At 74.0% G+C, this 14,773-nt stretch carries 10 protein-coding genes; 3 read left to right on the top strand and 7 right to left on the bottom strand.

Going from position 1 to position 14,773, the window contains the following annotated elements:
* Window positions 1-29: 29 nt before the first annotated feature.
* The 3 genes from ftsH to ACGFIA_RS13000 all read right to left on the bottom strand — a co-directional run bounded on the left by ftsH (window position 30) and on the right by ACGFIA_RS13000 (window position 3,286).
* Window positions 30-2,042, bottom strand: a complete 2,013-nt coding sequence (gene ftsH, locus ACGFIA_RS13010; protein WP_357468805.1) for an ATP-dependent zinc metalloprotease FtsH — start codon at window positions 2,040-2,042, stop codon at window positions 30-32.
* 431 nt (window positions 2,043-2,473) lie between these two features.
* Window positions 2,474-3,049: a hypoxanthine phosphoribosyltransferase gene (gene hpt, locus ACGFIA_RS13005; protein ID WP_013288988.1), complete on the bottom strand. Its 576-nt coding sequence runs from the start codon at window positions 3,047-3,049 to the stop codon at window positions 2,474-2,476.
* Window positions 3,050-3,148: 99 nt separating this feature from the next.
* Window positions 3,149-3,286: a hypothetical protein gene (locus tag ACGFIA_RS13000; protein WP_018786602.1), complete on the bottom strand. Its 138-nt coding sequence runs from the start codon at window positions 3,284-3,286 to the stop codon at window positions 3,149-3,151.
* Between the two features lie 150 nt (window positions 3,287-3,436).
* Between ACGFIA_RS13000 and ACGFIA_RS12995 the strand changes: the two genes are divergently transcribed.
* Window positions 3,437-4,396, top strand: a complete 960-nt coding sequence (locus tag ACGFIA_RS12995) for a GlxA family transcriptional regulator (protein ID WP_393259972.1) — start codon at window positions 3,437-3,439, stop codon at window positions 4,394-4,396.
* Between the two features lie 266 nt (window positions 4,397-4,662).
* Here the strand turns inward: ACGFIA_RS12995 and tilS are convergent, their stop codons facing one another.
* The 3 genes from tilS to dacB form a co-directional block, all read right to left on the bottom strand.
* Window positions 4,663-5,613, bottom strand: coding sequence for a tRNA lysidine(34) synthetase TilS (gene tilS, locus ACGFIA_RS12990; protein WP_357468799.1), 951 nt, complete (start codon window positions 5,611-5,613; stop codon window positions 4,663-4,665).
* 121 nt (window positions 5,614-5,734) lie between these two features.
* Window positions 5,735-6,802, bottom strand: a complete 1,068-nt coding sequence (locus ACGFIA_RS12985; RefSeq protein ID WP_357385449.1) for a zinc-dependent metalloprotease — start codon at window positions 6,800-6,802, stop codon at window positions 5,735-5,737.
* A gap of 66 nt (window positions 6,803-6,868) precedes the next feature.
* Window positions 6,869-8,380 (bottom strand): D-alanyl-D-alanine carboxypeptidase/D-alanyl-D-alanine-endopeptidase, encoded by a 1,512-nt coding sequence (gene dacB, locus ACGFIA_RS12980; RefSeq protein ID WP_393260435.1) that lies wholly within the window; start codon window positions 8,378-8,380, stop codon window positions 6,869-6,871.
* A 358-nt stretch (window positions 8,381-8,738) separates the two neighbouring features.
* Here dacB and ACGFIA_RS12975 point away from each other — a divergent pair, with 358 nt between their 5' ends.
* A complete protein-coding gene (locus ACGFIA_RS12975; protein ID WP_181570752.1) occupies window positions 8,739-9,245 on the top strand; it encodes an inorganic diphosphatase in 507 nt (168 codons plus the stop codon).
* Between the two features lie 58 nt (window positions 9,246-9,303).
* Here the strand turns inward: ACGFIA_RS12975 and eccD are convergent, their stop codons facing one another.
* Window positions 9,304-10,686, bottom strand: a complete 1,383-nt coding sequence (gene eccD / locus ACGFIA_RS12970) for a type VII secretion integral membrane protein EccD (protein ID WP_357468796.1) — start codon at window positions 10,684-10,686, stop codon at window positions 9,304-9,306.
* Window positions 10,687-10,791: 105 nt separating this feature from the next.
* On the opposite strand from eccD, the gene eccCa reads away from it, so the two are divergent.
* On the top strand, window positions 10,792-14,730 hold the full coding sequence (gene eccCa, locus ACGFIA_RS12965; protein ID WP_357468792.1) for a type VII secretion protein EccCa: 3,939 nt from the start codon (window positions 10,792-10,794) through the stop codon (window positions 14,728-14,730).
* Window positions 14,731-14,773: the final 43 nt, after the last annotated feature.

Raw genomic sequence — 14,773 nt, 5'->3', positions numbered from 1 at the left:
CGGGGAGCCGGCCGTCGTCGGATCGCTGTTCAGTGCATACCGTCCGAGTTGTTGCTGGAACCACCGATCGAGGCGGCACCGTCGGCGCGGGCCTGAGCGGCCAGCGCCTCCTTCTCGGCCGGCGTGAGCACCGGCGGCTCGGTGGAGGGCTGACGCTTGCCGAAGCCGTGGTACGGCGCCATCGGCGGGCGCTTGACCACGCGCGCGCAGATCCGGGCCATGTCGGCGGTGGAGAGCGTCTCCTTCTCCATCAGCTCGAGGACCATGTTGTCCAGGACGTCCCGGTATTCCACCAGGATCTCCCAGGCCTCGTCGTGGGCCAGCTCGATCAGCGCACGCATCTCGCCGTCGATCTCGGCGGCCACCGCGTCGGAGTAGTCCCGCTCGTGGCCCATGTTGCGGCCGAGGAACGGCTCGTCGCCGCTGGTGCCGTACTTGATCGCACCGAGCTTGGAGCTCATGCCGTACTGCGTGATCATCGCGCGGGCCAGCTGGGTGGCCTTCTCGATGTCGTTGCCGGCGCCGGTGGTCGGCTCGTGGAAGACCAGCTCCTCGGCAGCCCGGCCGCCCAGCGCGTACGCCAGGGTGTCGATCATCTCGGCCCGGGTCTGGGTGTACTTGTCCTCCGTCGGGAGGACAAGCGTGTGGCCCAGCGAGCGACCCCGGGACAGGATGGTCACCTTGTGCACCGGCGCGGCGTGCGGCAGCGCCCAGGCGACAAGCGCGTGCCCACCCTCGTGGTACGCGGTGATCTTCTTCTCCTGGTCGCTCATCACCCGGGTCCGGCGCTGCGGGCCGGCGATCACCCGGTCGATCGACTCCTCCAGGGAGTCGTTCGTGATCGCCCGCTGCTCCTTACGAGCGGTGAGCAGCGCGGCCTCGTTGATCACGTTGGCCAGGTCGGCGCCGCTGAAGCCCGGGGTACGCCGGGCGACCGCGTCGAGGTCGACGTCGGGCGTGAACGGCTTGCCCTTGGCGTGCACCCGCAGGATGGCCTTGCGGCCCTCCATGTCGGGGGCGTCGACCGGGATCTGCCTGTCGAACCGGCCCGGGCGCAGCAACGCCGGGTCGAGGATGTCCGGCCGGTTGGTGGCGGCGATCAGGATGACGCCGCCCTTGGTGTCGAAGCCGTCCATCTCGACCAGGAGCTGGTTGAGCGTCTGCTCCCGCTCGTCGTGACCGCCGCCCATGCCGGCGCCACGGTGCCGGCCGACCGCGTCGATCTCGTCGACGAAGACGATCGCCGGGGCGTTCGACTTCGCCTGCTCGAACAGGTCGCGGACCCGGCTGGCGCCGACACCGACGAACATCTCGACGAAGTCGGAGCCGGAGATGGAGTAGAAGGGCACCCCGGCCTCGCCGGCCACCGCGCGGGCGAGCAGCGTCTTACCGGTTCCGGGCGGGCCGAACAGCAGCACGCCCTTCGGGATCTTGGCGCCCAGGGCCTGGTATTTCGCCGGGTTCTGCAGGAAGTCCTTGATCTCGTGCAGTTCCTCGACGGCCTCCTCGGCCCCGGCCACGTCCGCGAAGGTGGTCTTCGGCGTGTCCTTGGTGATCATCTTCGCCTTGGACTTGCCGAAGTTGAGCACCCGCGAGCCGCCACCCTGCATCTGCGACATGAAGAACAGCAGCAGGAGCACGAGAAGCGCGATGGGAAGCAGGTTGACCAGCAGGCTGACCCAGATGCTGTCCGACGACACCTTGGTGTCGACCGGGCCGGTGATCCGGTCCGCCGCCTCGGCCTCGCGGACCTGGTTCCAGACCTGGCCGCCGACCTCGTACGGGAACTGCGCCTCGATCTTGTCGGTGGTGGTGTCGTCGCCGAACTTGGCCTTGTCCTTCAGGTCGAGCTGGAGCGTCTGCTCCTTGTCCTGGAAGACGACCTTCTCGATGCCGCCCTTGTTGAGCTGGTCGAGCGCGACGGAAGTATCCACCCGGTGGTAGCTGGGACCAGCGGTGAACAGTTGACTGAGCACGACGGCGCCGAGGATGACCAGGATGATCCAGACCACCGGTCGGCGGAAGAAACGCGTACGTTCCATGCTGTAGTCGGGTGCCGAGGCGCCCGCATCCTCCTGATCGACGTCCTGACCGTCTGAATGGTGTCGCCGCCTTGAGCGGCGGCCGGGGCCGCCGTGCGGGCCGGCCCGACCCCCGGGGCACGCAAACTGCCGCACCACGGTCATTCGACGGTACACCGTGCGCGCGAGGAGTGAGCTTGCGAGCCCCGCAGTCGCGCACATTCGGAACCTCGGCGCGCACGTTGAGCGAGCTTGCGAGCCCGGCGCTTACGCGTAGGGCGAACCTGGGTTTGAGCCGGCGTGGCGGGGAGCTCCCACCCGGCCCGCCCACACCGCACGGTCACGCGGTTCGAGGGGCCGGGCGTGGAGGGTGCCTCCACGTCACCGGCCCCTACCGTAGACCGGAAGACTGAGAGCCCGCTGAATGTCAGCTGACGAAGGGCTCGGCAGGGTCAGGCCCGGGCGTACACCTCGGGCTTGAGCACCCCGACGTAGGGCACCTCGCGGTACCGCTCGCCGAAGTCGAGCCCGTAGCCCACGACGAACTCGGTCGGGATGTCGAACCCGACGTACTTGACCGGAACCTGGACCTTGACCGCGTCCGGCTTGCGGAACAGCGCGACCACCTCGACGCTCGCCGCGGAGCGCGACTCCAGGTAGCGCAGCAGCCAGGACAGTGTCAGGCCGGAGTCGACGATGTCCTCGACGACCACCACGTGCCGGCCGGCGATGTCGCGGTCGAGGTCCTTGAGGATGCGGACCACGCCGGACGAGGTGGTGCCCTGGCCGTAGGAGGAGACGGCCATGAACTCCAGCTCGGCGGGCGGGCCCTGGCGGCCCAGCGCGCGGGCGAAGTCGGCCATGAACATGACCGCTCCCTTGAGCACACACACGAGCAGCAGGCCGTCCTCGACGTGGGCGTAGTCCGCCGAGACCTGCTTGGCCAGCTCCGCGGTCTTGTCGCGGATCTGCGCCTCCGAAATGATCACGTGGTCGATGTCGGCGTCGTACCAGGAGCCGTCAGCCATGCTCCTAGCCTGCCGTACGCGCCCGCGCCGCCGTCGGCGGGGCCGCCCCTTTTGGCGCGGTCCCGCCGGGGATTTTCGGCGCGAAGTGACCAAATCACCTCAGCAGGTACGGGAGCGCCAGCGCTGCCCGTCGTCGCTCGGCTTCCAGTCGGCCGAGTCGCGGGTGTCGGCGGTGAACCCGAAGGCGCTGGCGCCAACGAGGAGGAGCAGGAAGAGCAGAAGCAGGAGAACGGTCATGGCGGCGCTCGCTTTCACATGGTTGAGACTGTTTTCGCCGCCGGTGCGCACCGGACACCATTGATTCTGCGGACCACCGACCGAGGCCGACAGTGGCAGGAAAGCCAGTGGGCATCGATTTCCTGCCATCCGGCGGGTTACCCTCGTCACATGCTCCGCACGGTCGCCGTCATCGCCCTGGACCAGGTCGCCGCGTTCGAACTCGGCGTGCTCGCGGAGGTCTTCGGCACCGACCGCACCGCCGACGGCTTCCCCGGCTACCGGTTCGACGTCTGCACCGCCGACGGCAGCGCGGTACGCAGCCGCTCCGGGTTCCTGCTCACCCCCACCGCCGACCTGGGCCCGGTCGAGGACGCCGACCTGGTGGCGGTGCCCGCGCACGCCGACGGCACCCCGGTGCCCGAACCGGTGCTCGCCGCGCTGCGCCGCGCCGCCGACCGGGGCGCCTGGCTGCTCAGCGTCTGCGCCGGCGCGTTCGTCCTCGGCGAGGCGGGCGTGCTCGACGGGCGCGACTGCACCACCCACTGGCGGTACACCGACGAACTCCAGCGGCGCTTCCCGGCCGCCCGGGTCCAGTGCGACTCGCTCTACGTGCAGGACGACCGGCTGCTCACCAGCGCCGGCACCGCCGCCGGCATCGACGCCTGCCTGCATCTCGTACGCCAGGAACACGGCTCGGCGGTGGCGACCCGGCTGGCCCGCCGGATGGTGGTGCCACCGCACCGCGACGGCGGCCAGTCGCAGTACGTCGAGGCGCCCATCCCCAAGGCACCGGAGGCGCCCACCCTGGAACCGGTGCTGGAGTGGCTGATGGGTCACCTCCGGCGGCAGGTGACAGTGGACGAGCTGGCGGCGCGCGCCGGGATGGCCCCGCGTACGTTCGCCCGCCGGTTCCGCGCCGAGACCGGCACCACCCCGCACGACTGGCTGACCAACCAGCGGGTGCTGCTGGCCCGGCACCTGCTGGAGGACACCGCGCTGAGCGTGGAGGGCGTCGCCGAGCAGGCCGGATTCGGCGACGCGGCGGCCCTGCGGCACCACTTCACCCGCCGGGTGGGCACCACCCCGCTGGCCTACCGCACCACCTTCCGAGACCGCCAATCCACCTGACCCACCCCCGTCTCGTGCACCCCCTCCCCGGCGCGCTCACTTCGTCGATCATGAGGTTGACCGCGCTTTCCGCCCATTTTCTCCCCGCCAACCTCATGATCAACGCCCCGGCCGGCACGCCTGGAGCGGTGATCAAGGAGTTTGAGGGGTGGGGAGGGCCGGAACGTGACCCAAACTCCTTGATCAGCGGGGCCGGGGGGTGGGGAGGGTCGGAACGGCGGCGGGCAGGCAGGGGTGAGGGCGGGCGCAGCGCCGGGTACAGCGGGTCAGGGTTGGAGGTGGTCTGCCCGGCGGCGGATCTGGAGGCCGCCGGGCAGGTGCACCGGGCCCTGTCCGTGCCAGGCCGTGACCAGGGCGTCCAGCGCCGCCACGTGACTGTGGGACAGGGCGGCCGGTGTCGCGCCCAGCTCACGGGCCCAGGCGTGCAGCGCCCGGGTGCGGACGGCGGCCGGCAGCCCGGCGAGCCCGGCGACGGACAGGCCGCTCCCCTCGGTCCGGACGTCGGCCAGCGCGGCGGCGGCGAGCGCGTCGAGCGCGGCGTTGTCGGCCGCGAGCAGCCCGGCGGTACGGGCCAGGTTCGCCACCACCCCCGGGCCCAGCGCGTCGACGAGGGCGGGCAGTGCCTCGGCCCGGACCCGGGCCCGGGCGTACGCGGGATCGGCGTTGTGCGGGTCCGCCCACGGGTCGAGTCCGAGCGCGGCGCAGGCGGCCCGCGTGTCGGCACGCGGGACGTCGAGCAACGGGCGCAACAGGGGCACCCCGTCGAGATCGCGCCGTTCCGGCATCCCGGACAGCCCGCGCGGTCCGGCGCCCCGGGCCAGTGCCAGCAGGACGGTCTCGGCCTGGTCGTCGCGGGTGTGCCCGAGCAGCACCCCGGCCGCGTCGTACCGGCGGGCGGCGGTGACCAGCGCCTCGTACCGGGCCTCCCGGGCGGCTGCCTCGGGGCCGCCGGGCCGGCCGTCCACCCGTACCGTGAGCGCCTCGACCGGGTCGAGCCCGGCGGCGCGGGCCCAGCCGGCGACCGCCTCGGCCCGTTCGGCGGACCCGGGTTGCAGGCCATGGTCGACTGTCACCAGGCCAGCCGGGCGCCCGAGCCGGGGGGCCACGAACGCGGTGGCGGCAGCGAGCGCGAGCGAGTCGGCCCCGCCGGAGCAGGCCACCAGCACCGGGCCGCCGCCGGGCAGACGGGTCAGCAACCGGCGTACGGCGAGCCGCACGGCCGCGACGGCGGGAGCGGGCGACGGAGATCGCCGCGACCGAGCGCCGGAATCAGCCGGGCCGGTGCCGTCGGCCGAGCCGGGACCAGCCGAGCCGGCCGGACCAGCCGAAACGACCGGATCAGACGACGGGCGGGGTGGCACCGGCGGGCCCGTGTACGCGGTTCACCCAGGCGTCCGGGTCGCCCAGCTCGTCCAGCCGGGGCAGCGTCAGCGGGGACGAGAAGATCTTGTTGAAGCCCTGCATCCCCACCCGGTCGACCACGCCGTGCACGAACTTGCGGCCCTCGGCGTACTGGCGCATCTTGACCTCGATGCCGAGCAGCCGCCGGATCGCCTTCTCCAGCGGGTTGCCGGACTCGCGACGGCGGTTGAACGCCGCGCGGATCGACTCGACGCTGGGGATGACCTGCGGGCCCACGCCGTCCATCACGAACTCGGCGTGGCCCTCGAGCAACGTCATCAGCGCGGTCAGCCGGTCCAGCACCGCGCGCTGGGCCGGGGTCTGCACGATGTCCAGCACGCTGGCCCGGCTCTCCGGGTCCTTGACCGCGTCGGAGAGCGTGGCCACCCCACGGCGGAGTCGTTCCAGCAGGTGCTCCCCGCCCTGCGAGGCGTCCACGAACGCTTGCACCTCACCGAGGAAGTACGCGCGCATCCACGGCACGGCGGTGAACTGGGTGCGGTGGGTGACCTCGTGCAGGCACACCCAGAGCCGGAAGTCGCGCGAGTCCGCGCCGAGCTTCCGCTCGACCTCGAGGATGTTCGGCGCCACCAGCAGCAGCTGGCCGGGGTCGCCGGCGAAGACCTCGTACTGGCCGAGCACGCGCCCGGAGAGGTACGCCAGCACGGTGCCGGCCTGCACACCTGTCACCCGGGAGCCGATCGCCTCGGTGAGCGCGCCCGGCCGCTTGTCGCCGGAGAGGCGCTCGACCAGCGGGGAGACCACCTCACGCAGCCCGGCGATGTTCGCCGCCGCCCAGTCGCGGCGGTCGACCACGCGTACCGGCGGGTGGGCGACCTGCGCACGCAGGCCGGTGTAGTCGGCGACGTGACCGGCCGCCTCCTCGGTCAGCCGGCGCAGGTCGCCGACCACGTCGGTGGCCTCGGCGTACGACACCCGAGGGCCCGACTTACTCAGCGCCCCCGCGGTCGCGGCGGCCAGATCCCAGTCCACGAACTGCGCCATGAACCCACCGTACCCGCGCCGGAACACCCCCACCCGGGGTCGCGCCGGCCGATCGACGCCCGTCGGTCAGCGGCAGCCGCACCCGGCCAGCGCCGAGCTGATCCGGTCCAGCGCCGCGCGGCTCTCGTCCAGCGAGCCCTGGGTCCGGTCGGTGAGCACGGCGAACGTGAGCAACCGGCCATCGGCGGTGGTCACCGTGCCGGCGATCGCGTTGACGCCGCTCAGCGTGCCGGTCTTGGCCCGCACCACACCCGCCCCGGCGCTCGTGGCCGCCGCCCGGTAGCGCTCGCCGAGCGTGCCCGACCAGCCGCCGACGGGCAGGCCGCCGAAGATCGCGGCGAGTTCGGGGTGACTGCCGTTGCCGGCCATCGTGATCAGGTCGGTGAGCAGCGAAGGGCTGATCCGGTTGGTGCGGGACAGCCCGCTGCCGTCGGCCAGGCTGATCTCACCGGCGGGCAGGCCCAGCTCGCCGAGCACCTGGTCGGTGGCGGCCGCGCCGCCGGCGAACGAGCCGGGCTTGCCCTTGGCGAGCGCCACCTGCCGGGCCATCGCCTCGGCGATCACGTTGTCGCTCTCGCTGATCATGATGTCGACCAGCCGGATCATCGGCAGGGACTCGACAGTGCCCAGCTCGGCGCCGGGAGCCGTACCCGTGGCGCCGGACTCGGCCGGCGCGGTGCCCCGGGCCACCTGGGCCGCGCCGGTCAGGCCGAGAAGCTTGGCGAACTGCCGGCCCGCGGTCAGGTCGGGCTGCGGCACCCGCTCGGCGGCGTGGTTGGTCTGCTCGGCGGTGCGCCGCGCCTCGGCGGGGTTCTTCCGAGCGCCGTCGGTCATCAACGCGGTGATCGCCGCGCCGAAGCCACCGGTGGGGATGTCGGCGTCCCAGCCGGGCTCGAAGACCGGGCCGCTGAACAGCGACGAGTCGACGATCACCTTGGTCGGCGCGGTGCCGCCGAGCGCGTCGCGCACCTGGGCGGCGAGGTCGTCCAGGCGGGCCGCGCCCGGGTAGAAGCCGTCCTTGTTCACGGCGAGCGTGGGGTCACCACCGCCGACCAGGACCACCTCGCCCGGGTTGGCCCCGGCCACCGCGCGGGTCGGGATCCGGTACGCCGGGCCGCGTGCCGCGAGCACCGCCACCCCGGTCGCCAGCTTGGTCACCGAGGCCGGCACGGTGGGGGTGTCCTGGCCCCTGCCGTAGAGCGCCTGGCCGGTGCTCACGTCGGCCACCGAGACGTGCACCCGGTCGCCGAGCGTGGCGGCGCGGACCAGCGGGTCGAGGGCCGCGCGGATGCCGGCCTCGGTGGGCAGCGGGGCGTTGCCGTCCGGCCCGGCCAGCACTGCCGGCGGGGTCGGCTCGGGCGGCGCGGCGACCGCCGTACCCGTGCTGTCGGGGTCGCCCAGCCACCCGGCGACCGGGCCGGGGCGCAGCACCGCGAGCCCGGCCACCGCCAGGGCCAGCACGAGCACGCAGGCCAGCGCCGCGAGCAGCCGCGAGCGGCGTCGTGGCCGGCCCGGCGGCGGACCGGAGGGTACGGGCGGCGCGGCGCCGGACGGCGGAACCGGCGGGCTGACCGGAATCGAGCCCGGGACGCCGGGCCGGCTCACCGGGCCTGCCGGATCGTGCGGCGGGCCGACGCGGGCGGACCCGGCGGCCGGAGCCGGACGATGAGGGATGTTGGCACCCGGGACGGACACCCGCCCGGTGGCCCCGCCGGAACCGGAACCGGCGGACCCGCGCCCGTCAACCCTCTCGGGGCGGTAGTGTGAATCTTCCCTCCCCACGGCCCCCTCCTCCCCGCTCGAAATCGCCTTGGGCGACACTACTTCGGTCCGAACACTATGCGGCGGCCGGAGCCGACGGGGGGCGTTCACCCCGCGCCGGGGGTGAGCCGCTGGTTTCCGTTAGCCAGCGTGGGCAAACGAGGGAGCGTGGAAGATGGATTTCGACGTCACGGTTGAGATCCCCAAGGGTCACCGCAACAAGTACGAGGTAGACCACGCGACCGGCCGTATCCGGCTGGACCGCACCCTCTTCACCTCCACGCAGTACCCGGCCGACTACGGGTTCATCGAGGGCACCCTGGGCGAGGACGGCGACCCGCTGGACGCGCTGGTGCTGGTGCCCGAGCCGACGTTCCCGGGCTGCCTGATCCGCTGCCGCACCATCGGCATGTTCCGGATGACGGACGAGAAGGGCGGCGACGACAAGGTCCTCTGCGTGCCCTACGAGGACCCGCGCCAGGAGCACCTGCGCGACATCCACCACCTGGGCGAGTTCGACCGGCTGGAGATCCAGCACTTCTTCGAGGTCTACAAGGACCTGGAGCCGGGCAAGTCGGTCGAGGGCGCGACCTGGGTCGGCCGGGTCGAGGCCGAGGCGGAGATCGCCAACTCGTACCGGCGGGCCAAGGAGGCCGAGGAGCGCGGCGAGACGCTGCACTGACACCCACGCTTTCGCCGGAGGCCCGGGTCGCGACGCGCGACCCGGGCCTCGGCGTGTCTCAGGTGAGCAGGTCGCGGGCCCGGTCGTAGAGGCCCAGCACCGCGCAGGCCACCGGCACGACCGCGACCACCAGCGCGGTGTCGGTCAGGTCGGCCAGCCGCCCGAGGTACGGGGAGACCGGGCGCCGGGCGTAGGTGGCGCCGGCGGTGACCGCCGTCAGGGCCAGGGCCAGCCCGCCCACAGTCAGCGCCAGCCGGCCACCCGGACCGGCCCGGTCGGCCAGCACCACGCCGAGCAGGGCGAACCCGGTCAGCCCGGCGACTATCGCCGGCACCCGGTGCCGTACCGCCACGAACAGGCGCGAACGCAGCAGCAGCACCCCGCACGCGACTGCCGCCAACAGCAGCCCTGCGGTCCGGCCGACGGAGACCAGCACCGCGACCGCGCCGACCGCGAGCACCGCGTGGCCGAGCAGCATCCCGGTCAGCACCTCTTCCGCGCGGGCCACCGCCGCGTGCACCCGCCCCCGGTCCGGCAGGTCCCGGGTGCCGGCCGGGCTGGGCAGGGTGAGCGGCGGCAGCGGCAGCTTGCCGACCCGGATGGCCAGCAGCGGCAGCCCGCCGAGGGCGAACACCAGCACGGCGAGCAGTACGGCGGCGGTGCCGTCCGGGTGGAGCAGCAACCCGCCGAGCGCGGCTGCCACACCTGCCAGGCCGACAGTCACCCCGGCCACGAAGACGCGGGACCGGCTGGCCACGCCGAGCAGGCCGAGCACCGCCACCAGCAGCAGCGCCACCGAGCCGACGAGCAGTTCGGGGGCGCCCACCCAACGCAGGCCCACGATCGGGCCGACCGGATCGCCGGAGGCGACCGAGAGCGCTCCGGCCACCGCCGCCCAGGGCAGCGCGTACCCGCCGAGGGTGGCGCCGACCGGGCCGTCCCCGTATGCCCGGGACGCGGCGGTTGCGGTGAGCACCAGGATCAGGGCGACCGCCGCGGCGACCGGCCAGCCGTGCTCCCCCGGACCGGCCGCGACCACCGCGACCAGCCCGACGGCCAGGGGTACGGCGGCACCGGCCAGCGCGGCGGCCCGGGTGGCGTGACCCGACCAGGCGGCGCCCCGGCGCCGGGCGCCGTCGACTATCGCCTCGACCACGTCGTCGTACTCCAGTTCGGGCCACTCGGCGCGGGCCGGCACCAGGTGCAGCACCTCGCCGTCGCGGACGCCCTGCGGCAGCAGCGCCTGGGCGGTGGCGAGCACCGCGCCGTCGGTGCGGCGCAGCACCCAGCCGCCGTGCCGTTCCCCGTCGTCGGCCAGCCCCTCGCCGGCGTGCCGGAGCACCTCGGGCAGCAGCTCGGCCAGGGGGACCTGCTCCGGTAGGGCCACGTCGACCCGCCGCCTGGGCGCGCTGATGGTGACCCGGGCGAGCCCGCTTGTCATCGAGGCATCTCCATATCGCGCGGAGGGAGTGGGCTGACGGACGAGAGGACTTTACCTACGATGAGCCAGGCTCGGGTTACCCAGAGCCACGTTCGGGGAGGGTGAGTGTCCACTGTCGTCATCAAGCGGCCGCCACGCCGCCCGGCCCCGGAGATCCCGGTCGGCGAGCTGCCCGTCGAGGCGCCGCCGGAGATCCCCGCCGCCGCCGGTGGGCGCTGGCAGCAGGCGCTGACGGTGCTGCCGATGCTCGGCGGGACGGTGGCCATGGCGATGATGTTCGGCCGCGGCGGTGGCGCCTACTCGTACGTCGTGGGCGGCATGTTCGGCCTCTCCTCGGTGGCGATGCTGGTGACCACCTGGGGCAGCGCCGGGCCGAAGAAGTCCGAGCTGATGGCCGCCCGCCGGGAATACCTGCGCCACCTGGGCACGCTCCGGCGCCGGGTGCGGGAGACCGCCGGCGCCCAGCGGGCCGGGCTGTCCTACCGCCATCCCGAGCCGGGGCGGCTCTGGTCGACTGTCGACAGTCACCGGGTCTGGGAACGCCGGCCCGGCGACCCGGACTTCGCCGTGGTCCGGGTCGGTACGGGGCCGCAGACGCTGGCCACCCCGCTGGTCCCACCGGTCACCCGCCCGCTGGAGGAGCTGGAGCCGATGACGGCCGGGGCGCTGCGGCGCTTCCTGGACGCGTACTCGGTGGTGCCGGACCTGCCGGTGGCGCTGTCGCTGCGCAGTTTCGCCCGGGTCTTCGTGCGCGGGCCGGCCGGCCCGGTACGCGGCGCCGGCTCGCCCGCCGCGCAGGCGCTGGCCCGGGCGGTGCTCACCCAGCTCGCCGTCTTCCACGCGCCGGACGAGCTGCTGATCGCGGTCTGCGCCGGGCCGGAACGCCGGGCCGTCTGGGAGTGGGTGAAGTGGCTGCCGCACGCCCATCATCCGGCGCGTACCGACGCGCTGGGCCCGGTGCGGCTGGTCACCAGCTCCGCCGCCGACCTGGAACGGCTGCTCGACGACGTGCTCGGCGCCCGGTCCCGGTTCAGCCCGCACGGCACGGCCACGGACGGGCCGCACGTCGTGGTGCTGCTCGACGGCGGTGACCTGACCGGCGCGAGCGACCTGGCCGGTGACGGCGGCATCGACGCGGTCACCGTGCTCGACCTGGACACCCCGCCGCCCCGGCTGCTCGACCGGTACGCGCTCCTGCTCGACCTGGTCGACGGCCGCCTGCACTCGCACTCCGCCGAGGGGCACGCCGAGGTGGGTGCCGCCGACGCGCTGGCGCCCGCCGACGCCGAGGCGGTGGCCCGGCGGCTCGCGCCGCTGCGGCTGGCCGGCACGGTACGGGGGCCGGACGCGCTGCCCGGCGCCGAGCTGGGCCTGCCCGAGCTGCTGGGTCTGGGTGACCCGGAGAGCTTCACCGCCGAGCAGGGCTGGGCGCCCCGGGCCGCGCGGGACAGGTTGCGGGTGCCGATCGGGGTGGGCGCCGACGGCGGGGCGATCGACCTCGACCTGAAGGAGTCGGCGCAGGACGGGATGGGCCCGCACGGCCTGCTGATCGGCGCTACCGGCTCGGGCAAGTCGGAGCTGCTGCGCACGCTCGTGCTCGGGCTGGCCGCCACGCACAGCTCGGAGCAGCTCAACTTCGTGCTCGTCGACTTCAAGGGCGGCGCCACGTTCGCGCCGTTCGAGCGGCTGCCGCACACCGCCGCCGTGATCACCAACCTGGCCGACGCGCTGCCGCTTGTGGACCGGATGGTGGACGCGATAAACGGTGAGCTGATGCGCCGGCAGGAGCTGTTGCGCCGGGCGGGCAACTTCGCGAGCGTGCGCGACTACGAGCGGGCCCGGACGGCCGGTTCGCCGCTGGCCCCGCTGCCGTCGCTGCTGCTGATCTGCGACGAGTTCTCCGAGCTGCTGTCCGCCAAGCCCGACTTCATCGACCTGTTCGTGCAGATCGGCCGGCTGGGGCGGTCGCTCGGGGTGCACCTGCTGCTGGCGAGCCAGCGGCTGGAGGAGGGGCGGCTGCGCGGGCTGGACACGCACCTGTCGTACCGGATCGGGTTGCGGACGTTCTCGGCGCTGGAGTCCCGGACGGTGCTGGGCGTGCCGGACGCGCACGAGTTGCCGCGCAGTCCGGGGCACGGTTACCTGCGCTCGGGCACCGACCCGCTGGTCCGGTTCAAGGCCGCGTACGTCTCCGGCGCGGTCCGCCGGCGCGGCGGGGCGGCGGGCGCGTCCGGTGCCGGTGAGGCGCGCGTGCTCACCTTCTCCACCCACCTGGTCCCGGTGCCCGAGCCGCCCGTGCCCGCCGCCCTCCCGGCCGAGGACGACGGCGGCGAGACGCTGCTGGATCTGCTCGTGGACCGGCTGGCCGGGCAGGGCCCGCCGGCGCACCAGGTGTGGCTGCCGCCGCTGGACGCGTCGCCCGCCCTGGACGAGCTGCTCGGCCCGGTCGGCGCCGACCCGGTACGCGGGCTCGCGGTGGCCAATCCGGAGCTGCACGGGGCGCTACAGGTGCCGGTGGCGGTGGTGGACAAGCCGTTCGAGCAGCGGCGCGACCTGCTCTGGCTGGCGCTGGACGGCGCGGCCGGGCACGTCGCGGTGGTCGGCACCACCCGCAGCGGCCGGTCCAGCCTGCTGCGCACGCTGGTCTGCGCGCTCGCGCTCACCCACACCCCGGCCGAGGTGCAGGTCTACTGCCTCGACTTCGGCAGCGGGACGCTCGGCGCGCTGCGCGACCTGCCGCACGTGGGCGGCGTCAGCGGGCGCTCCGACGGCACCGCCGTGCGCCGTACCGTCGGCGAGGTCGCCGGGCTGCTGGCCGAGCGGGAGCGACGGTTCGCCGAGGCCGGTGTGGAGTCGATGGCCGCGTGGCGACGGCGGCGGGCGGCGGGCGCGCCCGACCCGTTCGGGGACGTGTTCCTGGTGGTGGACGGGTGGAACACGCTGCGCGGCGAGTACGAAGACCTGGAACCGCTGGTCACCGAGCTCGCCACCCGGGGCCTGGCGTACGGGGTGCACGTGGTGGCGAGCGCCCTGCGCTGGTCGGACTTCCGCCCGGCGATCCGCGACCTGTTCGGTTCCCGGCTGGAGTTGCGTCTGGGCGACCCGGCCGACTCGGTGGTGGTCAAGCGCGCGTTGGCGGCGACCGTGCCGGAGGAGCGTCCGGGACGCGGCATCACGCCCGGCGGGCTGCACTTCCTCACCGCCGAGCCCCGCGTCGAGGCGCTGGGGGCCGAGACGGCCGACCTGGTCAAGGCGGTGGCCGGCGCGTGGACCGGTCCGCCCGCGCCACGGGTGCGGCTGCTTCCGCCGGTGCTGCCGTACGCCGAGCTGGACCAGAGCGCGACGAGCGGGCTGGCGTTCCCGATCGGCGTGGCCGAGGCGGACCTGTCCCAGGTGGTGCTGGACTTCACCACCGAGCCGAACTTCCTGGTCTTCGGCGACGCCGAGTGCGGCAAGTCGTCGTTCCTGCGCGCGCTCGCCACCTCGATCGTCAACCGGTTCACCCCGGAGCAGGCCCGGGTGATGCTCGTGGACTACCGGCGCAGCCTGATGGGCGTGATCGAGACTCCGCACCTGATCGGGTACGGCACCGCCGCGCCGCACACCGCCGAGCTGATCGAGTCGGCCGCCGGCTACCTCCAGGGGCGGCAGCCGGGGCCGGAGGTGACCCCGGCGCAGTTGCGCAGCCGGTCGTGGTGGAAGGGGCCGGAGCTGTTCGTGCTCGTGGACGACTACGACCTGGTGGCCGGTGGCCCGACGAACCCGTTGCGGGCGCTGGAGGAGCACCTGCCGCACGCACGGGACATCGGGCTGCACCTGGTGCTGGCGCGGCGTACCGGCGGTGCCGGGCGGACCGCGTACGAGCCGATCGTGCAGCGGCTGCGCGAGCTGTCCACGGCCGGGCTGGTGATGTCGGGCGGGCCGGAGGAGGGCACTCTCGTCGGCCAGGTGAAGGCCGGGCCGCTCCCCCCGGGGCGGGCGCGGCTGGTCACCCGCCGGGAGGGGGTGCGCCTGGTGCAGCTGGCGCATCTCCCGCCCGGGTGATCGGGCTCGCCGAGTTGCCCCGTGACGGGCGGGACAACCGGTA

Source organism: Micromonospora sp. NPDC049203 (genome assembly GCF_043197215.1).
Lineage (GTDB): Bacteria > Actinomycetota > Actinomycetes > Mycobacteriales > Micromonosporaceae > Micromonospora.
The sequence above is the reverse complement of the archived record's forward strand: the minus strand, read 5'-3'. Positions and strand labels throughout refer to the sequence as shown.